The sequence below is a fragment of the Luteimonas granuli genome (assembly GCF_007795095.1).
GTDB classification, from domain to species: Bacteria; Pseudomonadota; Gammaproteobacteria; order Xanthomonadales; family Xanthomonadaceae; genus Luteimonas; species Luteimonas granuli.
Genome location: NZ_CP042218.1, coordinates 259,653 through 283,202, shown reverse-complemented (window position 1 = coordinate 283,202; position 23,550 = coordinate 259,653). Strand labels below are relative to the sequence as shown.

Annotated in this window: 20 protein-coding genes and 1 pseudogene; 17 read left to right on the top strand and 4 right to left on the bottom strand. The window is 70.3% G+C overall.

The window, feature by feature from the left end; translation table 11 throughout:
- The 4 genes and pseudogenes from lapB to galU all read left to right on the top strand — a co-directional run bounded on the left by lapB (position 1) and on the right by galU (position 5,009).
- Positions 1–1,179: a lipopolysaccharide assembly protein LapB gene (gene lapB, locus FPZ22_RS01290; RefSeq protein ID WP_144889551.1), complete on the top strand. Its 1,179-nt coding sequence runs from the start codon at positions 1–3 to the stop codon at positions 1,177–1,179.
- Positions 1,179–2,204: an MraY family glycosyltransferase gene (locus FPZ22_RS01285; RefSeq protein ID WP_144889549.1), complete on the top strand. Its 1,026-nt coding sequence runs from the start codon at positions 1,179–1,181 to the stop codon at positions 2,202–2,204. The genes lapB and FPZ22_RS01285 overlap by 1 nt, the downstream gene beginning before the upstream one ends.
- Positions 2,205–4,115, top strand: coding sequence for a polysaccharide biosynthesis protein (locus tag FPZ22_RS01280; protein WP_144889547.1), 1,911 nt, complete (start codon positions 2,205–2,207; stop codon positions 4,113–4,115). It begins immediately after the preceding gene.
- Positions 4,112–5,009: pseudogene (gene galU, locus FPZ22_RS01275) on the top strand (UTP--glucose-1-phosphate uridylyltransferase GalU). Before FPZ22_RS01280 ends, galU begins: the two are co-directional and overlap by 4 nt.
- Before the next feature lie 52 nt (positions 5,010–5,061).
- On the opposite strand, the gene FPZ22_RS01270 reads toward galU, so the two are convergent.
- The 3 genes from FPZ22_RS01270 to FPZ22_RS01260 form a co-directional block, all read right to left on the bottom strand.
- Positions 5,062–6,264: an acetyl-CoA C-acyltransferase gene (locus FPZ22_RS01270; RefSeq protein WP_144889545.1), complete on the bottom strand. Its 1,203-nt coding sequence runs from the start codon at positions 6,262–6,264 to the stop codon at positions 5,062–5,064.
- 67 nt (positions 6,265–6,331) lie between these two features.
- The gene (locus tag FPZ22_RS01265; RefSeq protein WP_144889543.1) at positions 6,332–8,704 is read right to left on the bottom strand and encodes a 3-hydroxyacyl-CoA dehydrogenase/enoyl-CoA hydratase family protein; all 2,373 of its coding nucleotides are present in this window, start codon (positions 8,702–8,704) and stop codon (positions 6,332–6,334) included.
- Positions 8,705–8,725: 21 nt separating this feature from the next.
- Positions 8,726–9,352 carry a TetR/AcrR family transcriptional regulator gene (locus FPZ22_RS01260; RefSeq protein ID WP_144889541.1) on the bottom strand — a complete coding sequence of 209 codons (627 nt, stop codon included), beginning with the start codon at positions 9,350–9,352 and terminating at the stop codon, positions 8,726–8,728.
- Between the two features lie 224 nt (positions 9,353–9,576).
- Here FPZ22_RS01260 and ndk point away from each other — a divergent pair, with 224 nt between their 5' ends.
- The 13 genes from ndk (at position 9,577) to guaA (ending at position 22,580) form a co-directional block, all read left to right on the top strand.
- A complete protein-coding gene (gene ndk, locus FPZ22_RS01255) occupies positions 9,577–10,002 on the top strand; it encodes a nucleoside-diphosphate kinase (protein ID WP_144889539.1) in 426 nt (141 codons plus the stop codon).
- Between the two features lie 119 nt (positions 10,003–10,121).
- Entirely contained in the window at positions 10,122–11,315 is a 1,194-nt protein-coding gene (gene rlmN, locus FPZ22_RS01250; protein ID WP_144889537.1) for a dual-specificity RNA methyltransferase RlmN, read from the top strand.
- Positions 11,302–12,129: a tetratricopeptide repeat protein gene (locus FPZ22_RS01245; protein ID WP_144889535.1), complete on the top strand. Its 828-nt coding sequence runs from the start codon at positions 11,302–11,304 to the stop codon at positions 12,127–12,129. Before rlmN ends, FPZ22_RS01245 begins: the two co-directional genes overlap by 14 nt.
- The gene (locus tag FPZ22_RS01240; RefSeq protein ID WP_144889533.1) at positions 12,126–12,947 is read left to right on the top strand and encodes a helix-turn-helix domain-containing protein; all 822 of its coding nucleotides are present in this window, start codon (positions 12,126–12,128) and stop codon (positions 12,945–12,947) included. The genes FPZ22_RS01245 and FPZ22_RS01240 overlap by 4 nt, the downstream gene beginning before the upstream one ends.
- Before the next feature lie 130 nt (positions 12,948–13,077).
- Positions 13,078–13,722 carry a YfgM family protein gene (locus FPZ22_RS01235; protein WP_144889531.1) on the top strand — a complete coding sequence of 215 codons (645 nt, stop codon included), beginning with the start codon at positions 13,078–13,080 and terminating at the stop codon, positions 13,720–13,722.
- 48 nt (positions 13,723–13,770) lie between these two features.
- Positions 13,771–14,919, top strand: a complete 1,149-nt coding sequence (gene bamB / locus FPZ22_RS01230) for an outer membrane protein assembly factor BamB (protein ID WP_144889529.1) — start codon at positions 13,771–13,773, stop codon at positions 14,917–14,919.
- 96 nt (positions 14,920–15,015) lie between these two features.
- Complete coding sequence (der, locus tag FPZ22_RS01225) at positions 15,016–16,431, top strand: ribosome biogenesis GTPase Der (protein ID WP_144889527.1); 1,416 nt, start codon at positions 15,016–15,018, stop codon at positions 16,429–16,431.
- Positions 16,428–17,006 carry a molybdenum cofactor guanylyltransferase gene (gene mobA, locus FPZ22_RS01220; RefSeq protein ID WP_144889524.1) on the top strand — a complete coding sequence of 193 codons (579 nt, stop codon included), beginning with the start codon at positions 16,428–16,430 and terminating at the stop codon, positions 17,004–17,006. Before der ends, mobA begins: the two co-directional genes overlap by 4 nt.
- Positions 17,007–17,120: 114 nt before the next feature.
- Positions 17,121–18,263: a molybdopterin-synthase adenylyltransferase MoeB gene (moeB, locus tag FPZ22_RS01215; RefSeq protein WP_144889522.1), complete on the top strand. Its 1,143-nt coding sequence runs from the start codon at positions 17,121–17,123 to the stop codon at positions 18,261–18,263.
- A gap of 74 nt (positions 18,264–18,337) precedes the next feature.
- Positions 18,338–19,246, top strand: a complete 909-nt coding sequence (gene folD, locus FPZ22_RS01210) for a bifunctional methylenetetrahydrofolate dehydrogenase/methenyltetrahydrofolate cyclohydrolase FolD (protein ID WP_144889520.1) — start codon at positions 18,338–18,340, stop codon at positions 19,244–19,246.
- Positions 19,247–19,312: 66 nt separating this feature from the next.
- On the top strand, positions 19,313–20,770 hold the full coding sequence (guaB, locus tag FPZ22_RS01205) for an IMP dehydrogenase (RefSeq protein WP_144889518.1): 1,458 nt from the start codon (positions 19,313–19,315) through the stop codon (positions 20,768–20,770).
- A complete protein-coding gene (locus tag FPZ22_RS01200) occupies positions 20,770–21,000 on the top strand; it encodes a hypothetical protein (protein WP_144889516.1) in 231 nt (76 codons plus the stop codon). Before guaB ends, FPZ22_RS01200 begins: the two co-directional genes overlap by 1 nt.
- The gene (guaA, locus tag FPZ22_RS01195; RefSeq protein ID WP_144889514.1) at positions 20,997–22,580 is read left to right on the top strand and encodes a glutamine-hydrolyzing GMP synthase; all 1,584 of its coding nucleotides are present in this window, start codon (positions 20,997–20,999) and stop codon (positions 22,578–22,580) included. Before FPZ22_RS01200 ends, guaA begins: the two co-directional genes overlap by 4 nt.
- Positions 22,581–22,679: 99 nt before the next feature.
- Here the strand turns inward: guaA and FPZ22_RS01190 are convergent, their stop codons facing one another.
- Complete coding sequence (locus FPZ22_RS01190) at positions 22,680–23,420, bottom strand: TorF family putative porin (protein WP_144889512.1); 741 nt, start codon at positions 23,418–23,420, stop codon at positions 22,680–22,682.
- Positions 23,421–23,550 lie beyond the last annotated feature (130 nt).

Genomic DNA, 23,550 nt, shown 5'->3' with positions numbered 1-23,550 from the left:
ATGGCTTTTGTCACCGAGTGGTTCTGGTTCTTCCTGCTGCTGCCGATCGCGGCGCTCAGCGGTTGGGTCATCGGCCGCCGCGGCGGCGAGCGCCATAGCGACAGCCAGGTCAGCAAGCTGTCGACCACCTATTTCCGCGGCCTCAACTACCTGCTCAGTGAGCAGCCGGACAAGGCCATCGAGCTGTTCCTGCATATCGCCGAGCTCGACAAGGACACCTTCGAAACCCAGATCGCGCTGGGCCACCTGTTCCGTCGCCGCGGCGAGGTCGATCGCGCCATCCGCCTCCACCAGGGCCTGGTGCAGCGCCCCGACCTCAGCGACCAGCAGAAGGTGCAGGCGCTGCTGGCGCTGGGCGAGGACTACATGCGCTCGGGCCTGCTCGACCGCGCCGAGACGGTGTTCACCGAACTGGCCGCCCTCGACCAGCGTGCGCCGCAGGCGCTGAAGCACCTGATCGGCATCTACCAGGCCGAACGCGACTGGCCCAGGGCGATCGAGAACGCACTCCGCTACGAGCAGGTCACCGGCGAGCCCATGGGCAAGCTGGTCGGCCAGTTCGAATGCGAACTGGCCGAGCGCCTGCGCGCTTCCGGGGACCGCGACGGCGCGCGCCAGGCCGTGGCGCGGGCGTACGCCGCCGATTCCGGTTCGGTGCGCGCAGGCATGCTCGAAGGGCGGCTCGAACTCGACGCCGGAAACGACGTCGCGGCCATCCGCGCCTACGAACGCGCCGCACGGCACGATCCCGACTTCCTTCCCGAGATCCTCCCGTCGCTGCGTTCGGCCTACGACCGCGTGGGTGACACGCCGGGCGCGCGGGCCTTCCTGACCGAGATGAGCGAGCACTACCGCGGCGTGGCCCCGGTGCTCGCGCTGACGCGGCTGGTGGAGATGGAGGAGGGCGTCCCGGCGGCGCGCCGTTTCCTGGCGCAGCAGCTCAAGGACCGCCCTTCGGTCCGCGGAGAGGCGGCGCTGATCGAACTGACCCTGGCCGAGGGCGGCAACGAGGCCGCGACCCTGCACGAACTGCGGCACATCACCGACCAGTTGCTGGTGCGCAACCCGGCCTACCGCTGCAACCGCTGCGGGTTCGGTGCGCGCAGCCACCACTGGCAGTGTCCCTCCTGCAAGGAGTGGGGCAGCATCAAGCCGCTGCTGAACTACGCCGTGGTCTGATGGCCGGCATCGACTGGATCCGCGCGCTGCCGCTGCTGGCGGCGGTGCTGGGACTGGCGGCGGCCGGGGCCTGGTGGGCACGGCACCACGCGCTCCGTCGTGGCCTGCTCGACCAGCCGGGCGAGCGTCGCAGCCATCGGGTCGCGACCCCGCGAGGCGGTGGCATCGGGATCGCGGTGGCCTGGGCGCTTGCCTGTGTCGCGCTCTGGTCGGGCGGGAGCCTGCCCGGCCCGATCGCCCTGGCTGCGGCCACCGGCGTCGTGCTGGTTGGTGGCGCGGGCTATGCCGACGACCACCGGCCGCTGTCGGCCTGGTGGCGGCTTGCGGCGCACCTGGCCGCGGGGGCGGTCCTCGCCGCGGGGCTCGCGGCCACCGGGGCCGCGGTCTGGCTGGTCGTGCTCACGCTGGCGAGCGTGCCCGTGCTGGTCAACGTCTGGAACTTCATGGACGGCATCGATGGCCTGGCGACGAGCCAGGCGGCGCTGGCCGCGCTCGGCTTCGCGATGCTCGCCAAAGACCCGGGCACGGCGCTCGTCGCCCTCGCACTGTCGGCCGCTTGCCTGGGATTCCTGCCCTTCAACTTCCCGCGGGCGCGCATCTTCCTCGGCGACGTGGGCAGCGGCGTGCTGGGCTTCGCGCTCGCGGTGCTGGCCGGCCTGCTGCTGCTGCTGCCGGGCGGAGAACGTTCCGGCCCCGGCCTGCTGCCGGTGCTGTTCCTGCCCCTGTCGGCGTTCCTGGTTGACGCATCGTTGACGTTGGGAAGGCGCATCGTGCAGCGCGAACAGTGGTGGCAGGCGCATGTCGGACATGCCTACCAGCAGGCGGCGGCGCGGTGTGGATCGCACGTCCCGGTGACCCTGGCGTTCGGCGCATGGACGGCGCTGGCCGTGGTCGTGGGCGAAGCTGCCGCGGGACACGGCATCGCGACTAGAATGGCGGCCGCGGGGGGCTGCTTGGTGATTGGAACACTGGCCTGGCGCGTGATCGCGGTCAACCGGCCATACCGGAAGAAGGAACGCCCGTAGATGATCAGCTGGAGTGACCGGATCAGGACCGCCTTGCCGCGGGCGGCCGTGATCACGCATGACCTGTTCATGGTCTGGGTGGCATGGGCCGGGCTCAACTATTTCCGGCATGCCGCGATGGAGCCGGCCGCGTCGGCGCCGCTGCTGTCGCCGGAAATGCTGCTGATCCTGATCGTGCAGGGGCTCATTTTCTGGCAGGTGGGCCTGTACCGCGGGGTCTGGCGGTTCGCGAGCATCCCCGACCTGGTGAACATCGTGAAGGCGAGCCTGTTCGGCTTGCTGGCGATCCTGCCGCTGCTGTTCTTCGTGTTCGACCGCGCGGGCCAGGTGCCGCGCACGGTGATGCTGGCCTATCCGGTGGTGCTGTCGGCGCTTCTGGGCATGCCGCGGCTGCTGTACCGGGCATGGAAGGACCACGGCAACGAGCGGACCGACAAGGCCGCGCTGAGGGTGTTGATCCTCGGTGCCGGGCAGGCGGGAGAGGCCCTGGTCCGCGACCTGCGCCGTGTCGGCGCCTACCAGCCGGTCGGCTTCCTGGACGACGCGATCAGGCTCCGCGGCAGCTACCTGCAGGGCCTGCCGGTGCTGGGACGGATCGAGGACGTGGGCCGGATCGCGCCGGAGACCGCGGCCAAGCTGCTGGTGATCGCGATGCCCTCGCTGGACGCAACCGCCATGCGGCGGGTCGTGGCCGCCTGCGAGCGCACCGGGCTCCCGTTCCGCACCGTGCCGCGGCTCAACGACCTGCTCGAAGGCCGGTCGCTGCCCGGCGAGCTCAAGGAGGTCGCGATCGAGGACCTGCTCGGGCGCAAGCCGGTCACCCCGGACTGGAAGGCCATCCGCGGCTGGCTGGGTGCGCGCAGCGTGCTGGTCACCGGCGCCGGCGGCTCCATCGGGGCCGAACTCTGCCGCCAGTGTGCGCGCCATGGCGCGCGCCAGATCACCCTGATCGAACTCGACGAGCTCGCGCTGGCGACGACCCAGGGCGAGCTGCGCCGCGACTTCCCGCAGATCGAGTGCCTGCCGGTGCTGGGCGACTGCGGTGATCCCGCGGTGATCCGCCACGCCCTGTCGCTGTCGCAGCCCGAAGCTGTGTTCCACGCCGCCGCCTACAAGCAGGTGCCGGTGCTGGAGACCCAGCTCCGCGAGGCCGTGCGCAACAACGTCCTGGCCACCGCCACCGTCGCGCGCGCATCGCGGGAGGCCGGTGTCGGCACCTTCGTGCTGATCTCGACCGACAAGGCGGTCGATCCGGTCAATGTGCTCGGCGCGACCAAGCGCCTGGCGGAGATGGTCTGCCAGGCCATGATCGGGACCGAGGGCACGCGCTTCGTCACCGTGCGCTTCGGCAACGTGCTCGATTCCGCCGGGAGCGTCGTGCCGCTGTTCCGCGCGCAGATCCGCCAGGGTGGGCCGGTCACTGTCACCGACCCCCACGTCACACGCTACTTCATGACCATCCCCGAGGCCTGCCAGCTGATCCTGCAGGCGGTGGCGATCGGCTCGCTGCAGGCCGTCTATACCCTGGACATGGGCGATCCGGTCTCGATCCGCCTGCTCGCCGAGCAGATGATCACCCTGGCCGGCAAGCAGCCGGGCCGGGACATCGCCATCGTCTACACCGGTCTGCGCCCGGGCGAGAAGCTGCACGAGACTCTTTTCCACGCCGAGGAGCGCTACCGGCCCACCGCCCACCCGAAGATCCTGCAGGCCGACGCGCGCAGCGTGTCCGCGGAGCGGATCGAATCGGCGGTCGCACGCATGCGCGAGGCCGTGGCGGACTACGACGTGGACACACTGGGCCAGGTGCTGCGCGAATCCGTGCCGGAATTCGCGCCCCTGGCCGGGGATGACGCGCCGGCCGCCGCCACCGTGGTCGCATTCCCGGCGAGGAACGCACGAAGGACATGAGCAGACGCATCCGCAAGGCGGTGTTCCCCGTGGCCGGGCTCGGCACCCGCTTCCTCCCCGCCACCAAGACCGTGCCCAAGGAGATGCTGCCGATCGTCGATCGGCCGCTGATCCAGTACGCGGTGGACGAGGCGGTCGAAGCCGGCTGCGACACGCTGGTGTTCATCACCAACCGCTACAAGCACGCGGTCGCCGACTACTTCGACAAGGCCTACGAGCTGGGAAGCGAAGCTCGAGGCGGCCGGCAAGCACGAGCAGCTGGAGCTCGTGCGCAACGTGCTGCCGCCCGGCGTGCGGGCGATCTTCGTCACCCAGGCCGAAGCGCTGGGGCTGGGCCATGCGGTGCTGTGCGCGAAGCCGGTGATCGGCGACGAGCCCTTCGCCGTGATCCTTCCCGACGACCTGATCTGGAACCGAGGGCCCGGCGCGCTCGCGCAGATGGCCGAGGTGGCCGAATCCGGCGGCGCCAGCGTGATCGCCACCCAGGCGGTGGCGCCGGAGCAGGTGTCCAGCTACGGCATCGTCGCCACGGGGGAGTTCAGCGACCGGCGTGGACGGATCACCGCCATCGTCGAGAAGCCCGCCCCCGCGGATGCGCCGAGCAACCTGGCCGTGGTCGGGCGCTACGTCCTGTCGCCGCGGATCTTCGACCTGCTGGAGTCGACCCGCCCGGGAGCGGGCGGCGAGATCCAGCTGACCGACGCGATCTCCGCGCTGCTGGCCGAGGAGCCCGTGCTTGCGTACCACTTCCATGGCACGCGCTTCGACTGCGGCACCCACATCGGCCTGATCGAGGCCACCATCCGCCACGCCCTGGACCACGAGACGCTGAGCGAGGCCGCGCAGGGTTTCATGCGCGATGCGCTGGCGGAGCTGGGCGTCGTGGACGCCTGAGCGGCCGGGCAGGGAAGGACGCGAGAAGGGGACGCTGGCGTCCCCTTCGCCGTCACAGGGCCTCGAAGATCCCCGCCGCGCCCATGCCGGTGCCGATGCACATCGTCACCATGCCGTACTTCTGTTTCCGCCGGCGCAGGCCGTGGACGATGGTCGCGGTGCGCACGGCGCCGGTGGCACCCAGCGGGTGGCCCAGCGCGATCGCCCCGCCCAGCGGGTTGACCTTGTCGGGATCGAGCTCCGAATCGCGGATCACGGCCAGTGCCTGGGCGGCGAAGGCCTCGTTGAGTTCGATCCAGTCCAGCTGGTCCCTGGTCAGGCCGCCCTGCTTCAGGGCCTTCGGGATGGCCGCGATCGGGCCGATGCCCATCACCTCCGGGCGGACGCCGGCCACCGAGAAGCTGACGAAGCGCGCCAGCGGCGTCAGGCCGTAGTCCCTGATCGCCTGCTCCGACGCCACCAGCACCGCGCCGGCGCCGTCGCTCATCTGCGAGGAGTTGCCGGCGGTGACGGTCCCGCCGGCCTGGCCGTTGCGGAACACGGGGCGCAGCTTCGCCAAGCCTTCGGCCGACGTGTCGGGGCGCGGACCCTCGTCCTGCTCGACCAGCAGCTTCTTCACGCGCACCGCGTTGCCGCCGAGGTCGGGGATGCGCGCCACGACTTCCAGCGGCGAGATCTCTTCGTCGAACTCGCCGGCCTTCTGCGCAGCCAGCGCTTTCCGGTGCGAGGCGAGCGCGAACGCGTCCTGGTCCTCGCGCGACACCTTCCACTCTTCGGCGACCTTTTCGGCGGTGATGCCCATGCCGTAGGCGATGGCGACGTGGTCGTCGCGGAACACGGCCGGCGACAGCGCGACCTTGTTGCCCATCATCGGCACCATGCTCATCGACTCGGTGCCGCCGGCCAGCACGAGGTCCGCGTTGCCCAGACGGATCTGGTCGGCCGCGAGCGCCACGGCCTGCAGGCCGGAGGAGCAGAAGCGGTTGATGGTCTGCGCGGCCACCGTATCCGGCAGGCCGGCGAGAAGCACGCCGATGCGCGCCACGTTCATGCCCTGCTCGCCCTCGGGCATGGCGCAGCCGATGATGGCGTCGTCGATGCGCTTGACGTCGATGCCCGGCGCCTGTGCGATCACGGCCCGCAGCACGTGGGCCAGCATGTCGTCGGGGCGGGTGTTGCGGAACACGCCCCGGGGCGCCTTGCCCACGGGGGTGCGCGTGGCGGCGACGATGTAGGCGTCCTGGATCTGCTTCATGGCTTCCTCCGGCAATACTGTCTGTCCAACGATCGGGGCCTGGTCTTTTGCATCCCGTTGCGCAACATCAGTTGCGCAACGGCTTGCCGGTCCTGAGCATGTGCGCGATGCGGGCCTGGGTCTTCTCCTGCTGCGCCAGCTCCACGAAGTTCTGGCGCTCCAGTCGCAGCAGCCACTCTTCGTCGACCACGGCGTTGCGATCGACCTCGCCGCCGCAGAGCACGGTGGCGATGCGCCGGGCGATCTCGTAGTCGTATCCGCTGATGAAGCGGCCCTCGAGCATGTTCTCCAGCAGCATGCGGAAGGTCGCGATGCCGACGTCGCCGGCCACGCGGATGCGTCGTGCGGGCAGGGGCGGGCGGTAGCCCGCGTCGGCCAGCGCGCGTGCCTGGCCGCGGGCCACGTGCAGCAATTCATGGGCATTGAAGACCAGGCCGTCGCCCGCACGCAGCAGGCCCAGCTCCTTCGCTTCGATCGCCGAGCCGGACACCTTCGCCATCGCGACGGCTTCGAACACGTCCTTGAGTGCGGCGAACACGTCGCCGCTCTCGCCCGCAGCGTCGGAAGCGCGCACCGCGAGCTCCTTCAGGCCGCCTCCGGCCGGCAGCAGGCCCACGCCGGCCTCGACCAGGCCGATGTAGCTCTCGAGATGCGCGACCGTGCGCGCCGAGTGCATCTGGAACTCGCAGCCGCCGCCCAGCGCCAGCCCGCGCACCGCGGCCACCACCGGCACCAGCGAATACTTGATGCGCTGGCTGGTGGCCTGGAAGTTGGCGACCATGGCCTCGAAGGCATCGACCTTGCCGGCCTGCAGCAGGCCCAGCGCGCCGGCCAGGTCGGCACCGGCGGAGAAGGGTTCCTTCGGCTGCCAGATCACCAGGCCCGCGAAATCGCGCTCCGCCCGCGCCACCGCTTCCTGCAGGCCGTCGAGCACCTGGTCGGAGACGGTGTGCATCTTGGTCCTGAACGAGGCCACGGCGATGTCGTCGCCGTCGGTCCACATGCGCAGGCCGTCGTTCTCGAAGACGGTCTCGCCCTGGGCGAAACTCTCGCCCAGCAGTGGGTCCGGGAAGCGCTGGCGCTTGTAGACCGGCAGGGAGGAGCGGGGCAGGCGGGCGTTCTTGCCGGGGCTGTAGCTGCCTTCGGCCGAGTGCACGCCCTCGCGGCCGTCGAACACCCAGTCCGGCAAGGGCGCGTCGCTCATCGAGCGGCCGGCCACGATGTCGTCGGCGATCCACTGCGCCACCTGCTTCCAGCCCGCGGCCTGCCACGTCTCGAACGGCCCGAGGCTCCAGCCGTAGCCCCAGCGGATCGCCAGGTCGACATCGCGCGCCGTCTCGGCGATGTCGGCGAGATGGTAGGCGCTGTAGTGGAACAGGTCGCGGAACACGCTCCACAGGAACTTTGCCTGCGGGTGCCCGCTGGCGCGCAGGGCGGCGAACTTCGCCACCGGATCCTTCGTTTTCAGGATCTCGACCACTTCCGGCGCGGCGCCGCGGTCGGCCGACCGGTAGTCCTGCTTCTCCAGGTCCAGAACCATGATGTCCTTGCCGACCTTGCGGAAGATGCCCGCCCCGGCCTTCTGTCCCAGGGCACCCTTCTCGACCAGCGCGGCCAGCCACTTGGGCGACCTGAAGTACCTGTGCCAGGGGTCGTCGGGCAGGGTGTCGGCCATCGTCCTGATGACGTGACCCATCGTGTCCAGGCCCACCACGTCGGACGTGCGGTAGGTCGCCGACTTCGGGCGCCCGACCAGGGGACCGGTCAGGGCGTCGACCTCATCGAAGCCCAGGCCGGACTCGGCGGTGTGGTGGATGGTCGACAGGATCGAGAACACGCCGATGCGGTTGCCGATGAAGTTGGGCGTGTCGCGGGCGTAGACCACGCCCTTGCCCAGGGTGGTGGTGAGGAAGGTCTCCAGCCCCTGGAGTACCGCCTTGTCGGTGGTCCGGGCCGGGATCAGTTCGGCCAGGTGCATGTAGCGCGGCGGGTTGAAGAAGTGCACGCCGCAGAAGCGGGGACGCAGTTTCTCCGGCAACGCCTCGGCCAGCGTGTTGATCCCGAGTCCGGACGTGTTGCTCGCGAGCACGGCGTGGTCGGCCACGAAGGGCGCGATCTTCGCATACAGGTCCTGTTTCCAATCCATGCGCTCGGCGATGGCCTCGATCACCAGGTCGCAGTCCTTGAGCCGCTTCAGGCCCAGCTCGTAGTTCGCCGGGGTGATGGCTGCCGCCAGCGCCTTCGAGGCCAGAGGGGCGGGGCTCAGCCTGGAGAGGTTGGCGATCGCGCGGGTGACGATGCCGTTGGGGTCTCCTTCCTTCGCCGGAAGGTCGAACAGCACGGTGTCGACCCCGGCATTGGTGAGGTGGGCGGCGATCTGGGCGCCCATCACGCCGGCGCCGAGGACTGCGGCTCGGCGCACAAGCAGTTTCTCAGCCATGTCTTTCAACTCCATGATTTTTCAGGTTTTATCACTCTTGATGCCGGCGGCAGCGAACCGGATCAGTTCGTCGGCGGCACGCTTGCGGTGGGCGACTTCGGCCACGCCCGCGGGGCGCTTGATGAGCCCGAAGTCCGACATCGCATAGGTCAGCGCCCCCGACAGGAAGTCGAGACGCCAGTACAGCTGTTCCTTGTCCAGGTGCGGCACGCATCCGGCGATCGCGCGCGCGAATTCGCGCAGCACATGACCGTACTGCTCTGACAGGAACCTGCGCAGGCTGTCGTTGTTTTCGGCGTAGGCACGGGCGATCACCCGGATGAAGGCCCCGCCGCCGTGGCGGTCGCCGGCCAGGGCCAGTGCCGGCTCGACGAAGGCGGCCAGCACGGGCCCCAGTTCGCCGGGGTGCTCGCGGCGGGCCCGTTCCAGCAGCGCCAGCCGCTGCCGGCTCATGTCGTCCATGCGCCGCCGGAAGACCTCGTTGATCAGGTTTTCCTTGCTGCCGAAGTGGTAGTTGACGGCGGCGATGTTGACGTCCGCGCGGCTCGTGACCTGGCGCAGAGACGTACCGCCGAAGCCGTGCAGCGCGAACAGCTCCTCCGCCGCGCCGAGGATGCGGTCCTTGGTCGAGAACTGGGTGCTTGCCATGGAAAGATGAGGCCTGCCTGAATCAAACGCTTGTTTGGATACTAGGGGCCGCCCGGCGCGCAGGTCAACCCGGGATCATGGAAAAAGTGCGTGCAGGCGGCGCATGCGTTCCGTTAGAATCACTCCAGCCTTGTTGGCTAAACCCGCGCCCCGGCGTGGGTTTTTCTGTTACCTTCGGGACCTGCCCTGGATTGGCCGGCCCGCTTCCAACCGGAGACCTTCCCATGGCGCTGGAGCGCACCCTGTCCATCATCAAGCCCGATGCCGTCGCCAAGAACGTCATCGGCGAGATCTATTCCCGTTTCGAGAAGGCCGGCCTCAAGGTCGCCGCCGCGAAGATGAAGCAGCTCTCGCGCGCCGAGGCCGAAGGCTTCTACGCCGTGCACCGCGAGCGCCCCTTCTTCAACGCCCTGGTGGAGTTCATGATCAGCGGCCCGGTGATGATCCAGGTCCTGGAAGGCGAGGGCGCGGTGCTGAAGAACCGCGAGCTGATGGGCGCCACCAACCCGAAGGAAGCCGCCGCCGGCACCATCCGCGCGGACTTCGCCGACTCGATCGACGCCAACGCCGTGCACGGCTCCGACGCCGCCGAGACCGCCGCCGTCGAGATCGCGTACTTCTTCCCGTCGACGGACGTCTACGCGCGTTGATTCTTTTTTGCCACGGATTTACCCGGACAAGTGCGGATGAACGCGGATAGGGCAAGGAGCAGTACAGGGGAAAAGGCTTTTTCCCTTGCTACCCGCTTTATCCGCGCGAATCCGCTCCCATCTGTGTTCATCCGTGGAGCTCCCGCCCTTCCCGAAGTCCCGTGACCGAAGCGACCGCCAAGCAGAATCTCCTGGACCTCGACCGTGCGGGGCTGGAAACGTTTTTTGCCGAGGAACTGGGCGAAAAGCGCTTCCGCGCGCATCAGGTGATGAAGTGGATCCATCACCGCCACGTCACCGGGTTCGATGAGATGACCGACCTGGGCAAGGCGCTGCGCGCCCGGCTGGAGGAACGGGCCGAGGTCGTGGTGCCGCAGGTGCATTTCGACAAGGAATCGGCAGACGGCACCCACAAGTGGCTGCTTGGCATGGATGGCAGGAACGCCATCGAGACCGTCTACATTCCCGACAAGGGCCGTGGCACGCTGTGCGTGTCCTCGCAGGTGGGCTGCGCGCTCAACTGCACCTTCTGCTCCACCGCGACCCAGGGCTTCAACCGCAACCTCTCGACCGCCGAGATCATCGGCCAGGTCTGGGTGGCCGCGAAGCACCTCGGCAACATCCCCCACAAGCAGCGCCGCCTCACCAACGTGGTGATGATGGGCATGGGCGAGCCGCTGGCCAACTTCGACAACGTCGTGCGTGCGATGAGCGTGATGCGCGACGACCTCGGCTACGGCCTGGCCAACAAGCGCGTGACGCTGTCGACCGCCGGCATGGTGCCGATGATCGACCGCCTGGGCGAGGAGAGCGACGTCTCGCTGGCGGTCTCGCTGCACGCGCCCAACGACGAGCTGCGCACGAAGCTGGTGCCGCTCAACAAGAAGTATCCGATCGCCGAGCTGATGGATGCCTGCGTGCGCTACGCGCTGCGCAAGAAGGGCGAGTCGGTGACCTTCGAGTACACCCTGATGAAGGGCGTCAACGACCAGCCCGAGCACGCGCGCGAGCTGGTGGCGCTGCTGCAGGCCTTCGACCGCGCGGTGCAGATGAAGGACGCCGCCAAGATCAACCTGATCCCGTTCAATCCCTTCCCGGGCACCCGCTACGAACGACCGGACGACGTGGCGATCCGCGCCTTCCAGAAGCAGCTCAACAACGCCGGCATGATCGCGCCCGTGCGCCGCACCCGCGGCGACGACATCGACGCCGCCTGCGGCCAGCTCAAGGGCCAGGTGGCCGACCGCACCCGTCGCCAGGCCGAGTTCCGGCGCCGCCTCGAGGGCGGGGAGGGCGGCCATGCCACGGCCTGAGCGCGTGGTGCCGTGGCTGGCGATGGCCGCGGTCGTGCTCCTGGCGGGCTGCTCGCGCCTGACCTTCGTCAAACCCAGCGCGGCGCGAGGCGATTCACGGCAGGTGGCCCGTGTCTACGATTTCAGCGACGACGGTCGCAAGGGGCGCGCTGCGGACAGCGTCCGCGACCATCTGCTGCGTGGCGAGCAGGCGCTGCGCGAAGGCCGCGCGGCCGCAGCGGCCGAGGAGGCGCGCCAGGCGCTGAAGATCGACGACCGCGACCCTCTTGCGCACACGCTCATGGCGCTCGCGCTGGAACGCCAGGACCGCGCTGCGGATGCCGGCGGCCACTACGCCCGCGCCGCCGCGCTGGCGCCGGCTTCGGGTCCAGCGCTCAACAATTATGGAAGCTGGCTGTGCCTCAACGGGCGCGCGGCGGAGTCGCTGGACTGGTTCGACCGGGCGCTGGCCGATCTCGGCTATGCCACCCCGGCCTCGGCGCTCGCCAATGCCGGCGCCTGCGCCACCGAAGGCGGACAGCCGCAACGTGCCGAGCGCGACCTGCGCGCCGCCCTGCGCCTGGACCCCGTCAACGTGGTTGCGCTTGAAGCCCTGGCGCGGCATCTTTATGCGCAGGGGGAGTACTTCGAGGCGCGGGCGTTCTCGCAGCGCCGGCTCGATGCGGGACCGGCGACGCCGGCCGCATTACTAATTGCGTCACAGATCGAAGAAATGCTCGGCGACAAGGCTGCCGCCGCTCGTTATGTTCGGCGACTGCGGACGGAATTTCCGCAGTCGCAGGCAGCGCTGCCCGGGGACAGCAGTTCACGATGATGCCGCCAGACCAAAACATGACCGACGCCAACCGAGGTTGCGGACAGCGCCTCCGTGCAGCCCGCGAGGCCGCGGGCCTTTCACTGCACGATGTCGCCAGCCGCCTGAAGATGCCGGTGCGGGTGGTCGAATCACTCGAAGCCGAGGACTGGGATCGCCTCGGCGCACCGGTCTTCATCCGCGGCCAGCTACGCAGCTATGCGCGCCTGCTGGGCCTGGCCACGGAAACCGTGCACATGGCCTCCGGCGTCGCACCGGTCCGCCCGGTCGAACTCACTCCGCGGACCTATGTGCCGCGCATGCGCCTGATCGCCGAGCAGTCGGCGCGTCGGCTGGTTTACGTGGTGATCACCGCCGCCATCGCCCTGCCGGTCTGGCTGGCGACGCGGCCGCACCTGGCACCGCAGGACATGGTGTCCGGCTCGCTGGACGTTCCCGCGGACATCGCCGACGACGCGGTCAGGCAGGCTCCGCGCGGCCCCACGCCGCTGGTCGCATCGATGGCGCCGGTGGCGCAGCGGCAGGCGCCGGCCGCCGCGGCTCCGCAACAGGCCCCCGCCTTCGAGCTGCGCACCTCCGGCGACAGCTGGATCGAGATCACCACCCCGGAGGGCGGGATCCTGGAGCAGACCCTGCTGCGGTCGGGCGCCGTGCGCGCCTTTGCGCCGGGCGAGGTGGGCGGCGTGGTCCTGGGCAACGCCGGGGCGGTGGAAGTCCGCCGCGACGGCGTGGAACAGGACATCTCCCCATACCTGCGGGCGAACGTCGCCCGCTTTACGGTATCCTCTGACGGTTCGCTTGCACCCGCCGGCCACTGAGCCCGGCGCAGGCGACCGCGGCGGCCCCGAGGGGCCCAGCGCATGAGACCGGCGGCCCGTTCGCGGGCCGTTCCCTTTCCGGTGTCCGCCCGTCCACCGGCGGCGCGGCGCCCAGCATGATCGGAAGAACATGGCAGTAGACGAGTTGCTCGACGAGCACGAACAGGGCGAACGTGTCCGTGAATGGATCCGCCAGAACGCCTTCGGGGTCCTCGCCGGCATCGCGGTGGCGCTGGCTCTGGTCTACGGCTACGGCAAGTGGCAGGACCACCTGCAGGACGAACGTGTCGCGAAGGGCGAAGCCTATGCTGCGTTCAACGACAGCATCGCCGCCGGCGACGTCGACCGGGCACGCGACCTGGTCGCTGGAACCGGGCTGGACGACGGCATCTACGGCACCCTGATCGCGTTCGACCTGGCGGCCGCGCAGGTCAGGGCGGGCGACGGCGAGGCCGCGATCGCGACCCTGTCCGCGCTCCAGGACATCGACCCCGTGCTGGCGCCGGTCCGGGCGCGCAGGCTGGCGGTGCTGCTGATCGACGCCGGGAGGCCGGAAGAGGCGCTGGCCGCGATCGGCGATGCGGACGATGCCGGCAGCCTCGAGGTCCGCGGCGACGCCGAGCAGGCGGCCGGCCGGCACGAGCAGGCGCGCACCGCCTATGCCGCCGCGCTCGCCGCCCTCGATCCGGCGGCGACCGTCCAGCGCACCCTGCTGGAGATCAAGCTGATCGATGCCGGCGGCGCGCCGGCCCATGACGAGGATTCCGCCCGATGAGCCCGCAGTTGCGCCTCCCTTCCAGCCGGGCCCGCCGCGCGGGCAGGGATCGTCGTCATCGTCGCCCTGGTCGCCCTGGTTTCGGGCTGCGGCACCATCCGCGGCTGGTTCAGCAGCGAAGAGAAAGCGGCGACCCGGCCCGCCGAGCTGGTCGATTTCCAGGCGACGGCGACGCCCGTCCGCCTGTGGAAGGCGAGCGCCGGCAAGGGCGAGGGCCGCACCGGCGTCCGCCAGGGTCCGTTCATCGCCGACGGCGTGGTCTACGCCGCGTCCGTGAAGGGCGGTGTCCGCGCGCTGGACCTGCAGAGCGGCCGCAGCCTGTGGCACCACGACTCGGACCTGAGGCTGTCCGGCGGTCCCGGCGCGGGAGAGGGCCTGGTGGTGGCCGGCTCGCTCGACGGAGAGGTGGTCGCGCTCGATGCGGCCAGCGGCGCCGTGCGCTGGACCGCGACGGTCCCCAGCGAAGTCATCGCGCGCCCTGCCGTGGGCCAGGGCCTGGTGGTGGTGCGTTCCAACGACGGTCGCGTCACCGCCTTCGACGCCGCCAGCGGTGCCCAGCGCTGGTTCTGGGGACAGGAGCTGCCGGCACTGACCGTGCGCGGCAACGCGCCGGTCTCGCTTGCCCCCGGCTATGCCTTCGTCGGCACCGACGAAGGGCATCTGGTCGCGCTGGCGCTGGCCGACGGCCGCGTGATCTGGGAGCAGCCGGTCGCGATGCCCGAGGGCCGCACCGAACTGGAGCGCATGGCCGACATCGACGGCGCGCCGGTGGTGGACGGCGGGGTGGTCATCGTCAGCAGCTACAGGAACCGCACGATGGCGTTCGAGGGTCCGAGCGGTCGCCCGCTGTGGGGCGCCGAGAACGGCGGCCCCGGCAGTGTCGGCGTGGCCGACGACCGTGTGGTCGTCAGCGACGTCGCGGGCACCGTCTGGAGCATCGACAAGTACGTCGGCACTTCCTACTGGCAGCAGCCGGCGCTGGCGCGGCGCAACCTGAGCCCGGCCGCTGTGCATGGCAGCCATGCGGTCGTCGGCGACGTGGAAGGCTACCTCCACTGGATGCGGCTCTCCGACGGCGAGTTCACGGCGCGCACCCGCGCGAGCCGCGACGCCATCGCCGGCCATATGGCGGTGGCCGACGGCATCCTCGTGGTCCAGGACGTCGAGGGCGATCTCAGCGCCTGGCGCATCGACTGAGCCCGCGCATTGGCGGACCGTCGCGGCCCCGGGTAGTCTCGCTGCCCGGGGCCGCGCGTTTCCCGCTTCCCCCCATTGGACAAGGCACGACACCGAATGCTTCCCCTCGTGGCTCTTGTCGGCCGCCCGAACGTGGGCAAGTCGACGCTGTTCAACGCGCTGACGCGGACACGCGACGCGCTGGTGCATGACCAGCCCGGCGTGACCCGCGACCGCCACTACGGCGTCTGCCGCATCGACGACGGGCGCCCGTTCGCGCTGGTCGACACCGGCGGCATCGCCGATGGCGGCGTGCACCTGGTCGCCGGCGACCTGGCCGGCGCCACCGCGCGTCAGGCCCGGGCCGGCGCCGAAGAGGCCGACCTGGTGCTGTTCGTGGTCGACGGCCGCGAAGGCCCTTCGGCGGTGGACGACGAGATCCTGGCCTGGCTGCGCAGGGCGGCGAAGCCGGTGTTCCTGGTGGTCAACAAGACCGACGGCATCGACAGTCGGGCGGCCCTGGCGGAATTCGCGCGCTACGGCTTCAAGGACATGCTGGCGGTGTCGTCCGCGCACCGCCAGGGTATCGACGACCTGGTCTCTGCTGTTCGCGCGAGGCTGCCCGAGCAGGGCGCCACCGAGGTCCCCGACGACGATCCGGACCGCATTCGCGTCGCCTTCGTCGGCCGCCCGAACGTGGGCAAGTCGACGCTGGTGAACCGCATCCTGGGCGAAGAGCGGATGATCGCCTCCGAGGTCGCCGGGACCACCCGCGATTCGATTTCCGCCGATCTCGAGCGCGATGGCCGCCTGTACCGGCTGGTCGACACCGCGGGCATCCGCCGCAAGTCGCGCGTGGACGAGGCGGTCGAGACGTTCTCCATCATCAAGACGCTCGAGTCGATCGAGCAGTGCCAGGTGGCCGTCGTGCTGATCGACGCCCGCGAGGGCGTGACCGACCAGGACGCCAGCGTGCTCGGAGCGGTGCTCGACGCCGGCCGCGCGCTCGTCATCGCGGTCAACAAGTGGGACGGGCTGGACAGCTACCAGCGCGAACAGGTCGAGGCGCTGCTGTCGCGCAAGCTGGCCTTCGTGCCCTGGGCCGAAGCGGTAAGGATCAGCGCGCTCCACGGCTCGGGGCTGCGCGAGCTGTTCCGCGGGATCCACCGCGCGCACGCCTCCGCGACCAAGGCCTTCAGCACCGCCGACGTCACCCGCGCGGTGGAGATCGCGGTGGAGGCGAACCCGCCGCCGGTGGTGCGGGGCCATGCCGCCAAGCTGCGCTTCGCCCACCCGGGCGGCGAGAGCCCACCGACCTTCATCGTCCATGGCACCCGTCTGCGCACCCTGCCGGACAGCTACAGACGCTATCTCGAGAACTTCTTCCGCAAGCGCTTCAAGCTGGTGGGCACGCCGGTGCGGTTCGTGTTCAGGGAAGGCGAGAACCCCTACAAGGACCGCAGGAACGTGCTCACCGAGCGCCAGGTGGCGAAGAAGAAGCGCCTGATCAGGCACGTCAGGCGCGGCAAGTGACCCCCGGCGGCACCACGCTCGGACTGCTGGCCGGGGGCCGCGCGACCCGCCTGGGCGGCGCGGACAAGGCGTGGCTGGAACGCGGCGGCCAAGCGCAGGTGTTGCGCCTGGCGCAGCGGCTGCGCGGCGAAATGGACGTGGTGCTGGTCTCGGCGAACCGCGACCTGGCGCGCTACGCGGCGCACGGGCTGGCGGCGGTGCCCGACCGGACTCCCGACCTCGGTCCGCTGGGCGGCCTCGACGCCCTCGCGGCAGTCTGCGCCACGCCCTGGCTGCTCACGCTCCCGGTCGACCTGGTCTCCGTGAACGATTGCCTGCTGCGCAGCCTGCGCGCCGCCGGCGGCGACGGCGACGGCGCCTGGGCGGAGGACGACGACGGACGGCAACCGCTGGTGGCGCTGTGGAGGGTCGATGCGCTGCGCGCCGTCCTGCCGGCGGCGCTGGCCTCTGGCGACCGGTCGATGCGAGGGTTGCAGGCGCGGTTGCGCATGACGGGCGTGCCATTTCCAGGGCTGCGCTTCGGCAATCTCAACACCCCCGCGGACCTGGTCGCCGCCGGTTTTCCGCCGCCATGAACGCTGCGTCCCGCGACCGCGACCGCTGCTTCCGGCACCGGCTCGGCGCAGCGTGGGGCGCTCCGGTTGTCTCCGCAGTCAGGTGGGCGTGCGGCCGTGGAGGATAATCGCGGCATGCATGACTTCGAGATCACACCGCGCGAAGCGCAGCGTCGCCGCGAGGTCACCGGCGCGGTGCTGGTCGATGTGCGCGAAGAGCACGAGCGCGACACCGGCATGGCCGAGGGCGCCCGCGGGATCGCGCGCGGCGAACTCGAGCAGGAGGCCGAACACCACTTCCACGACCGCGACACCCGACTGGTGCTCATCTGCCAGAGCGGCGCGCGCTCGATGCTCGCCGCTGAAGCCCTGCGCCGTCGGGGCTATCGCAACGTGGCGTCGGTGTGCGGCGGCACCCTGCGCTGGATCGCCGAGGGTCTGCCGATGGTGCGGCCGGAGCCTCCGGCACAGCCGCGCGACGAGGACTTCCATCAGCGCTGGTCGCGCCATCTGCTGCTGCCCGAGGTGGGTATGCGCGGGCAGAAGCGCCTGGCCATGGCGCGCGTGCTGATGCTTGGCGCCGGCGGCCTGGGTTCTCCCGCGGCGTTCTATCTCGCCGCCGCGGGCGTGGGCGAGCTCCGCATCGTCGACGACGACGTGGTCGAGCGCAGCAACCTGCAGCGGCAGATCCTGCATACCGACGCCGACGTCGGCGTGCGCAAGGTCGATTCGGCCCGGGCCCGGCTGTCGGCGCTCAACCCCCGGATGAGGATCGACGCCGTGGCCGAGCGCCTGACCTCGGCCAACGTCGAGCGCTTGCTGGAGGGCGTGGACGTGGTGATCGACGGCGCCGACAACTTTCCCGTGCGCTATCTGCTCAACGATGCCTGTGTGCGCCTGGGCATTCCCCTGGTCTACGGCGCGGTGCAGCAGTTCGACGGCCAGGTCAGCGTGTTCGACGCCGGCCGCCACCGCGGTGTCGCGCCCTGCTACCGCTGCCTGTTCCCCGAGCCGCCGCCACCGGGGGCCGCGCCCAACTGCAGCGAGGCCGGCGTACTCGGCGTTCTGCCCGGCGTGGTCGGCATGCTCCAGGCCACCGAGGCGCTGAAGCTGCTGCTCGACGTCGGCGAACCGCTGCGCGGTCGCCTGCTGCACTTCGACGCCCTCGGCATGCGCTTCCGCGAGACCCGATTGACCCCGGACCCGGCGTGCGCGCTGTGCGCGCCGGGTGTGGAGTTCCCCGGCTATATCGACTACGCGGCGTTCTGCGCCGGCTGAGTGGCGTCGGCCCGCCGGTCGCGCCGAGCGCGGGCGATCGGCGACAATGCATGCTTTCCGCGCAGGGCACCACCATGTCCGAGACCCCACCGCAGGCCCGCATCCTCGACGGCAAGCGCATCGCCGACGAGCTCCTGGACTCGCTCCGGCTGCGCGTCGAGGCGCGCGTGGCGGCAGGGCGCGCGGCCCCGGGGCTGGCCGTGGTCCTTGTCGGCGACAACCCTGCCTCCCGCTCGTACGTGCGCAACAAGCGCCGGGCGGCCGGCATCGTCGGAATCCGCGCCTTCGACTACGACCTGCCCGAAGGCACCACCGAGGCCGAGCTGCTGGACCTGATCGACCGCCTCAACGCCGACCCGGAAGTGCACGGCATCCTGGTGCAGCTGCCGCTGCCGGGCATCCCCGACGCCACCCGCCTGATCCAACGCATCGACCCGCGCAAGGACGTCGACGGCTTCCACCCCGAGAACGTCGGCCATCTGGCGCTGCGCCAGTTCGGCCTGCGGCCCTGCACGCCGCGCGGCATCACCACCCTTCTGGCCTGGACCGACCGGCCCGTGCGCGGGCAGAGCGCGACGATCGTCGGCGTCAGCAACCACGTCGGCCGGCCGATGGCGCTGGAGCTGATGATCGCCGGCTGCACGGTGACCTGCTGCCACAAATTCACCCCGCCCGAGGTCCTGCGCCGGCACGTCGGTGAAGCCGACATCCTGGTCGTGGCCGTGGGCAAGCCCGGCCTGGTTCCCGGCGAGTGGGTGAAGCCGGGTGCGGTGGTGATCGATGTCGGCATCAACCGTCTCGACGACGGTCGCCTGGTCGGCGACGTCGGTTTCGCCGCGGCGGCGCAGCGGGCGAGCTGGATCACCCCGGTTCCCGGCGGCGTGGGGCCGATGACCGTGGCCACGCTCATGCAGAACACCCTGGAGGCCGCGGAGGCGCTCGAAGCCGGGGACGGTGCGGCCCCACGGAAAGGCGCGTCCTGACGGCAGCCGCGCCGCGGGCACCGCCGCCGCGCTACAATTGCGTGCTTCACCCCAACCGGCACGGCCATGCTGCGCATCCAGGCTGACGCGCTCACCTTCGACGACGTTTCCCTCGTCCCGGCGCACTCCACGGTCCTTCCCAAGGACGTCTCCCTCGCCACCCGGCTCACGCGCGACCTGCGCCTGAACATGCCGATCGTGTCCGCCGCCATGGACACCGTCACCGAGGCCCGCCTGGCGATCGCCATGGCCCAGCTCGGCGGCATCGGCATCGTGCACAAGAACATGGACGCCGAACGCCAGGCCCAGCACGTGCTGCAGGTCAAGAACTTCGAGGCCGGCGTGATCCGCGAGCCCTTCACCGTCGGGCCGCAGACCTCCATCGGGGAGGTGCTGAAGCTGACCCGGGCGCGCAACATCTCCGGCGTGCCGGTGGTGGACGGCGACCAGCTGGTCGGCATCGTCACCGGGCGCGACATGCGCTTCGAGAAGAAGCTCGACGATCCCGTGCGCAACATCATGACCCGCAAGGACAGGCTGGTCACGGTGAAGGAGGGCGCCAGCGACGAAGAGGTGATGGCGCTGCTGCACAAGCACCGCATCGAGAAGGTGCTGGTGGTCAACGACGAGTTCCAGCTGCGCGGCCTGATCACGGTCAAGGACATCCAGAAGGCGCAGGACAACCCGAACGCGGCCAAGGACGCCTCGGAAAGCCTGCTGGTCGGCGCCGCGGTGGGCGTTGGCGCCGGCACCGAGGACCGCATCGAGCGCCTGGTGGCCGCGGGCGTGGACGTGGTCATCGTCGACACCGCGCACGGCCATTCGCAGGGCGTGATCGACCGCGTTGCATGGGCCAAGAAGCACTACCCGAAGCTGCAGGTCGTCGGCGGCAACATCGTCACCGGCGATGCCGCGCTGGCGCTGATGGACGTCGGCGCCGACGCGGTCAAGGTCGGCGTGGGCCCGGGTTCGATCTGCACCACGCGCGTGGTCGCGGGCGTGGGCGTGCCGCAGATCACCGCCATCGACATGGTGGCCTCCGCGTTGCAGGACCGCATCCCGCTGATCGCCGACGGCGGCATCCGCTACTCCGGCGACATCGGCAAGGCGCTGGCCGCCGGCGCGTCCACGGTGATGATCGGCGGCCTGTTCGCCGGCACCGAGGAGACGCCCGGCGAGACCGAGCTCTACCAGGGCCGCAGCTACAAGAGCTACCGTGGCATGGGCAGCCTGGGGGCGATGGAGAAGGGTTCCAGCGACCGCTACTTCCAGGAAGCGGCGTCGGCCGACAAGCTCGTGCCCGAGGGCATCGAAGGACGGGTGCCGTACCGCGGCCCCCTGGCCGGCGTGATCCACCAGCTGATCGGCGGCCTGCGCGCGACCATGGGCTATGTCGGCTGCGGCACGATCGAGGAGATGCGCAGCAGGCCGCAGCTGGTGAAGATCACCGGCGCGGGCCAGCGCGAGAGCCACGTGCACGACGTGCAGATCACCAAGGAACCGCCGAACTACAGGGCCGGGTGATGGCGCCGCGCCGCCCGTCCCGCCCGACTTCGCCCGCGCGTCGCATCCTGCTGCGCGGCATCACCGTGGCGCTGCTGGTCGCGGTCGTGCTCTACGGCTACACCTTCTACCGCGGCTGGCAGCTGCGCGATTCCTGCACCGGCAACGGCGGCGAATGGAACGCGGAGCTCGAGCAGTGCACCTTCCGCCCCGTGCTCCCCGAGCCGACTTCGCCCGGCACTACCCCATGACCGACCCGCACCGCGACAAGATCCTGATCATCGACTTCGGCGCGCAGTACACGCAGCTGATCGCGCGCCGCGTGCGCGAGCTGGGCGTCTACTGCGAGATCTGGGCCTGGGACCACGATCCTTCGCAGATCGCGGCCTACGGCGCACGCGGCATCATCCTGTCCGGCGGGCCGGAGTCGACCACGCTCGAAGGCGCGCCGCGCGTACCGCAGGAGGTCTTCGACAGCGGCCTGCCGCTGCTCGGCATCTGCTACGGCATGCAGACCATGGCCAAGCAGCTCGGCGGCGCGACCGAGGCCGCGGACGCCCGCGAGTACGGCCACGCCGAAGTCACCCTGGTCGCGGCCGACCGTCTGTTCGGCGACCTCAAGGACCATCCGGGCCTGCCGCCGCGCCTGGACGTGTGGATGAGCCACGGCGACCACGTCTCCAGGGCGCCCCCGGGCTTCACCGTGACCGCGAAGACCGACCGCGTGCCGGTCGCCGCCTTCGCCAACGAGGAGAAGCGCTGGTACGGCGTGCAGTTCCACCCCGAGGTCACGCATACGAAGTCGGGCCAGGCGCTGCTGCGGCGCTTCGTGGTCGACATCTGCGGCTGCGAGACGCTGTGGACGGCCGAGCAGATCATCGAGGACCAGGTCGAGCGCGTGCGCGCGCAGGTGGGTTCGGACGAGGTGATCCTCGGCCTGTCGGGAGGCGTCGATTCCTCCGTGGTCGCGGCGCTGCTGCACCGGGCGATCGGCGACCAGCTGACCTGCGTCTTCGTCGATACCGGACTGCTGCGCTGGCAGGAGGGCGACCAGGTGATGGCGACGTTCGCCGATGCCTCCGATGCCCACGGCCTGGGCATCCGGGTGATCCGGGTCGACGCCCGCGAGCGCTACTTCAAGGCCTTGGCCGGCGTCACCGATCCCGAGGCCAAGCGCAAGATCATCGGCAATCTCTTCGTCGAGATCTTCGACGAGGAGGCCGGCAAGCTCGCCAATGCCAAGTGGCTCGCGCAGGGCACGATCTATCCGGACGTGATCGAGTCGGCGGGCAGCCGCACCGGCAAGGCCCACGTCATCAAGAGCCACCACAACGTCGGCGGCCTGCCCGAGCACATGAACCTGGGCCTGGTGGAGCCGCTGCGCGAGCTGTTCAAGGACGAGGTGCGCCGCATCGGCGTGGCCCTGGGCCTGCCGCACGAGATGGTCTACCGCCATCCCTTCCCGGGCCCGGGCCTGGGCGTGCGCATCCTCGGCGAGGTGAAGGCGGAGTACGCCGACATCCTGGCGCGCGCGGACGCGGTCTTCATCGAAGAGTTGCGCAAGGCCGGCCTCTATGACCAGGTCAGCCAGGCCTTCGCGGTGTTCCTGCCGGTGAAGTCGGTGGGCGTGGTCGGCGACGCGCGGGCCTACGAATGGGTGATCGCGCTGCGCGCGGTGGAGACCATCGACTTCATGACCGCCCACTGGGCGCACCTGCCGTACGACTTCCTGGGGCGTGTTTCCAACCGGATCATCAACGAGGTACGGGGAGTTTCCCGCGTGGTCTATGACGTGAGCGGGAAGCCGCCGGCGACGATCGAGTGGGAGTAGGGCGGGCACTTGCCCGCCGTCCCCGGCGACCTGCCGGGACGAAGAAGCCCGCGTCGCCGCGGGCTTCATCCGTTGGAGCCGGAGCGGAGGCGAGCGCGCTCAGAACGCCCAGGTCAGCAGCAGCGCGAGTCGTCCGTCGGCCAGCCGCGCATCGCCCACCGATTCCGCCACCAGCTCGCTGTAGCCCAAGGTGTCGGTGTACTGCAGCTTGCCGTTGATCGGCCCGAAATCGCGGTCCAGCGACACCTGCCAGTCGCTGTAGCTGTCGCCGATGGCGGCGTCGAGGTCGTAGTGGCCGGCCTGCAGCCCGAGGGTGAAGCCGCTCTCGCCCAGCGGGAGGTCCGCTCCGGCGTAGTAGTACAGGCCGCGGCCGCCGAGGTTGAAGATGTCGGGCGAATACGCCGCGCCGACATGCCAGGTCTCCACGAAGCTCAGCTTCGCCTGGACCTCGGTGTAGTCGATGTCGTAGTCGGCGCCGTTGTGGCCGGGGTACGCGATCCGCGACACGAAGATGTCCAGCTCCGTCCGTTCGCCCAGCGCGCCGGCCCAGCCGACGTAGGTCTCGAGCTCGTAGTCGATACCATCGTCCGGATCGCCGAAGTCGACGTTGGAGGCGAAACCGCCCACATAGAATCCGCTGGAGTGCTCCACGTACGCCTCCAGCTGCAGCGCCGGATCTTCCATGGTCTGCGAGACGCCGCGCCAGACGTAGTCGCTGGCGGCGACGACCTCGCCTCCGACGGACCAGGCCGCGTCGTCGTCGCCGTCCCGGGCGTGCGCGGGCAGGGTGGTGATGGCCAGGATGGCCGCGACGGCGGTGCAGAGGTGAAGCTTGGGCATGATTCGGACTCCGGGCCCGGGGCGGGCAAGGCGCGGGACGATACACCGATGCACCGCCGGGGTAAATCCACGTTGACACTGCCCGGGTCCGCTCCGAACATGCCCCTCCTGCCCCGTTCCGGAGAACCGC

What these genes read in the sequence shown, in the direction of transcription:
- ndk (WP_144889539.1), top strand. Translation starts at nt 9,577, where the DNA reads ATGGCGCTGGAGCGCACCCTGTCCATCATCAAGCCCGATGCCGTCGCC.
- FPZ22_RS01270 (WP_144889545.1), bottom strand. Translation starts at nt 6,264, where the DNA reads ATGAAGCAGATCCAGGACGCCTACATCGTCGCCGCCACGCGCACCCCC.
- folD (WP_144889520.1), top strand. Translation starts at nt 18,338, where the DNA reads ATGTCCGAGACCCCACCGCAGGCCCGCATCCTCGACGGCAAGCGCATC.
- lapB (WP_144889551.1), top strand. Translation starts at nt 1, where the DNA reads ATGGCTTTTGTCACCGAGTGGTTCTGGTTCTTCCTGCTGCTGCCGATC.
- guaA (WP_144889514.1), top strand. Translation starts at nt 20,997, where the DNA reads ATGACCGACCCGCACCGCGACAAGATCCTGATCATCGACTTCGGCGCG.
- moeB (WP_144889522.1), top strand. Translation starts at nt 17,121, where the DNA reads ATGCATGACTTCGAGATCACACCGCGCGAAGCGCAGCGTCGCCGCGAG.
- der (WP_144889527.1), top strand. Translation starts at nt 15,016, where the DNA reads ATGCTTCCCCTCGTGGCTCTTGTCGGCCGCCCGAACGTGGGCAAGTCG.
- FPZ22_RS01265 (WP_144889543.1), bottom strand. Translation starts at nt 8,704, where the DNA reads ATGGCTGAGAAACTGCTTGTGCGCCGAGCCGCAGTCCTCGGCGCCGGC.
- FPZ22_RS01240 (WP_144889533.1), top strand. Translation starts at nt 12,126, where the DNA reads ATGATGCCGCCAGACCAAAACATGACCGACGCCAACCGAGGTTGCGGA.
- FPZ22_RS01280 (WP_144889547.1), top strand. Translation starts at nt 2,205, where the DNA reads ATGATCAGCTGGAGTGACCGGATCAGGACCGCCTTGCCGCGGGCGGCC.
- FPZ22_RS01260 (WP_144889541.1), bottom strand. Translation starts at nt 9,352, where the DNA reads ATGGCAAGCACCCAGTTCTCGACCAAGGACCGCATCCTCGGCGCGGCG.
- FPZ22_RS01245 (WP_144889535.1), top strand. Translation starts at nt 11,302, where the DNA reads ATGCCACGGCCTGAGCGCGTGGTGCCGTGGCTGGCGATGGCCGCGGTC.
- FPZ22_RS01200 (WP_144889516.1), top strand. Translation starts at nt 20,770, where the DNA reads ATGGCGCCGCGCCGCCCGTCCCGCCCGACTTCGCCCGCGCGTCGCATC.
- FPZ22_RS01190 (WP_144889512.1), bottom strand. Translation starts at nt 23,420, where the DNA reads ATGCCCAAGCTTCACCTCTGCACCGCCGTCGCGGCCATCCTGGCCATC.
- guaB (WP_144889518.1), top strand. Translation starts at nt 19,313, where the DNA reads ATGCTGCGCATCCAGGCTGACGCGCTCACCTTCGACGACGTTTCCCTC.
- FPZ22_RS01285 (WP_144889549.1), top strand. Translation starts at nt 1,179, where the DNA reads ATGGCCGGCATCGACTGGATCCGCGCGCTGCCGCTGCTGGCGGCGGTG.
- FPZ22_RS01235 (WP_144889531.1), top strand. Translation starts at nt 13,078, where the DNA reads ATGGCAGTAGACGAGTTGCTCGACGAGCACGAACAGGGCGAACGTGTC.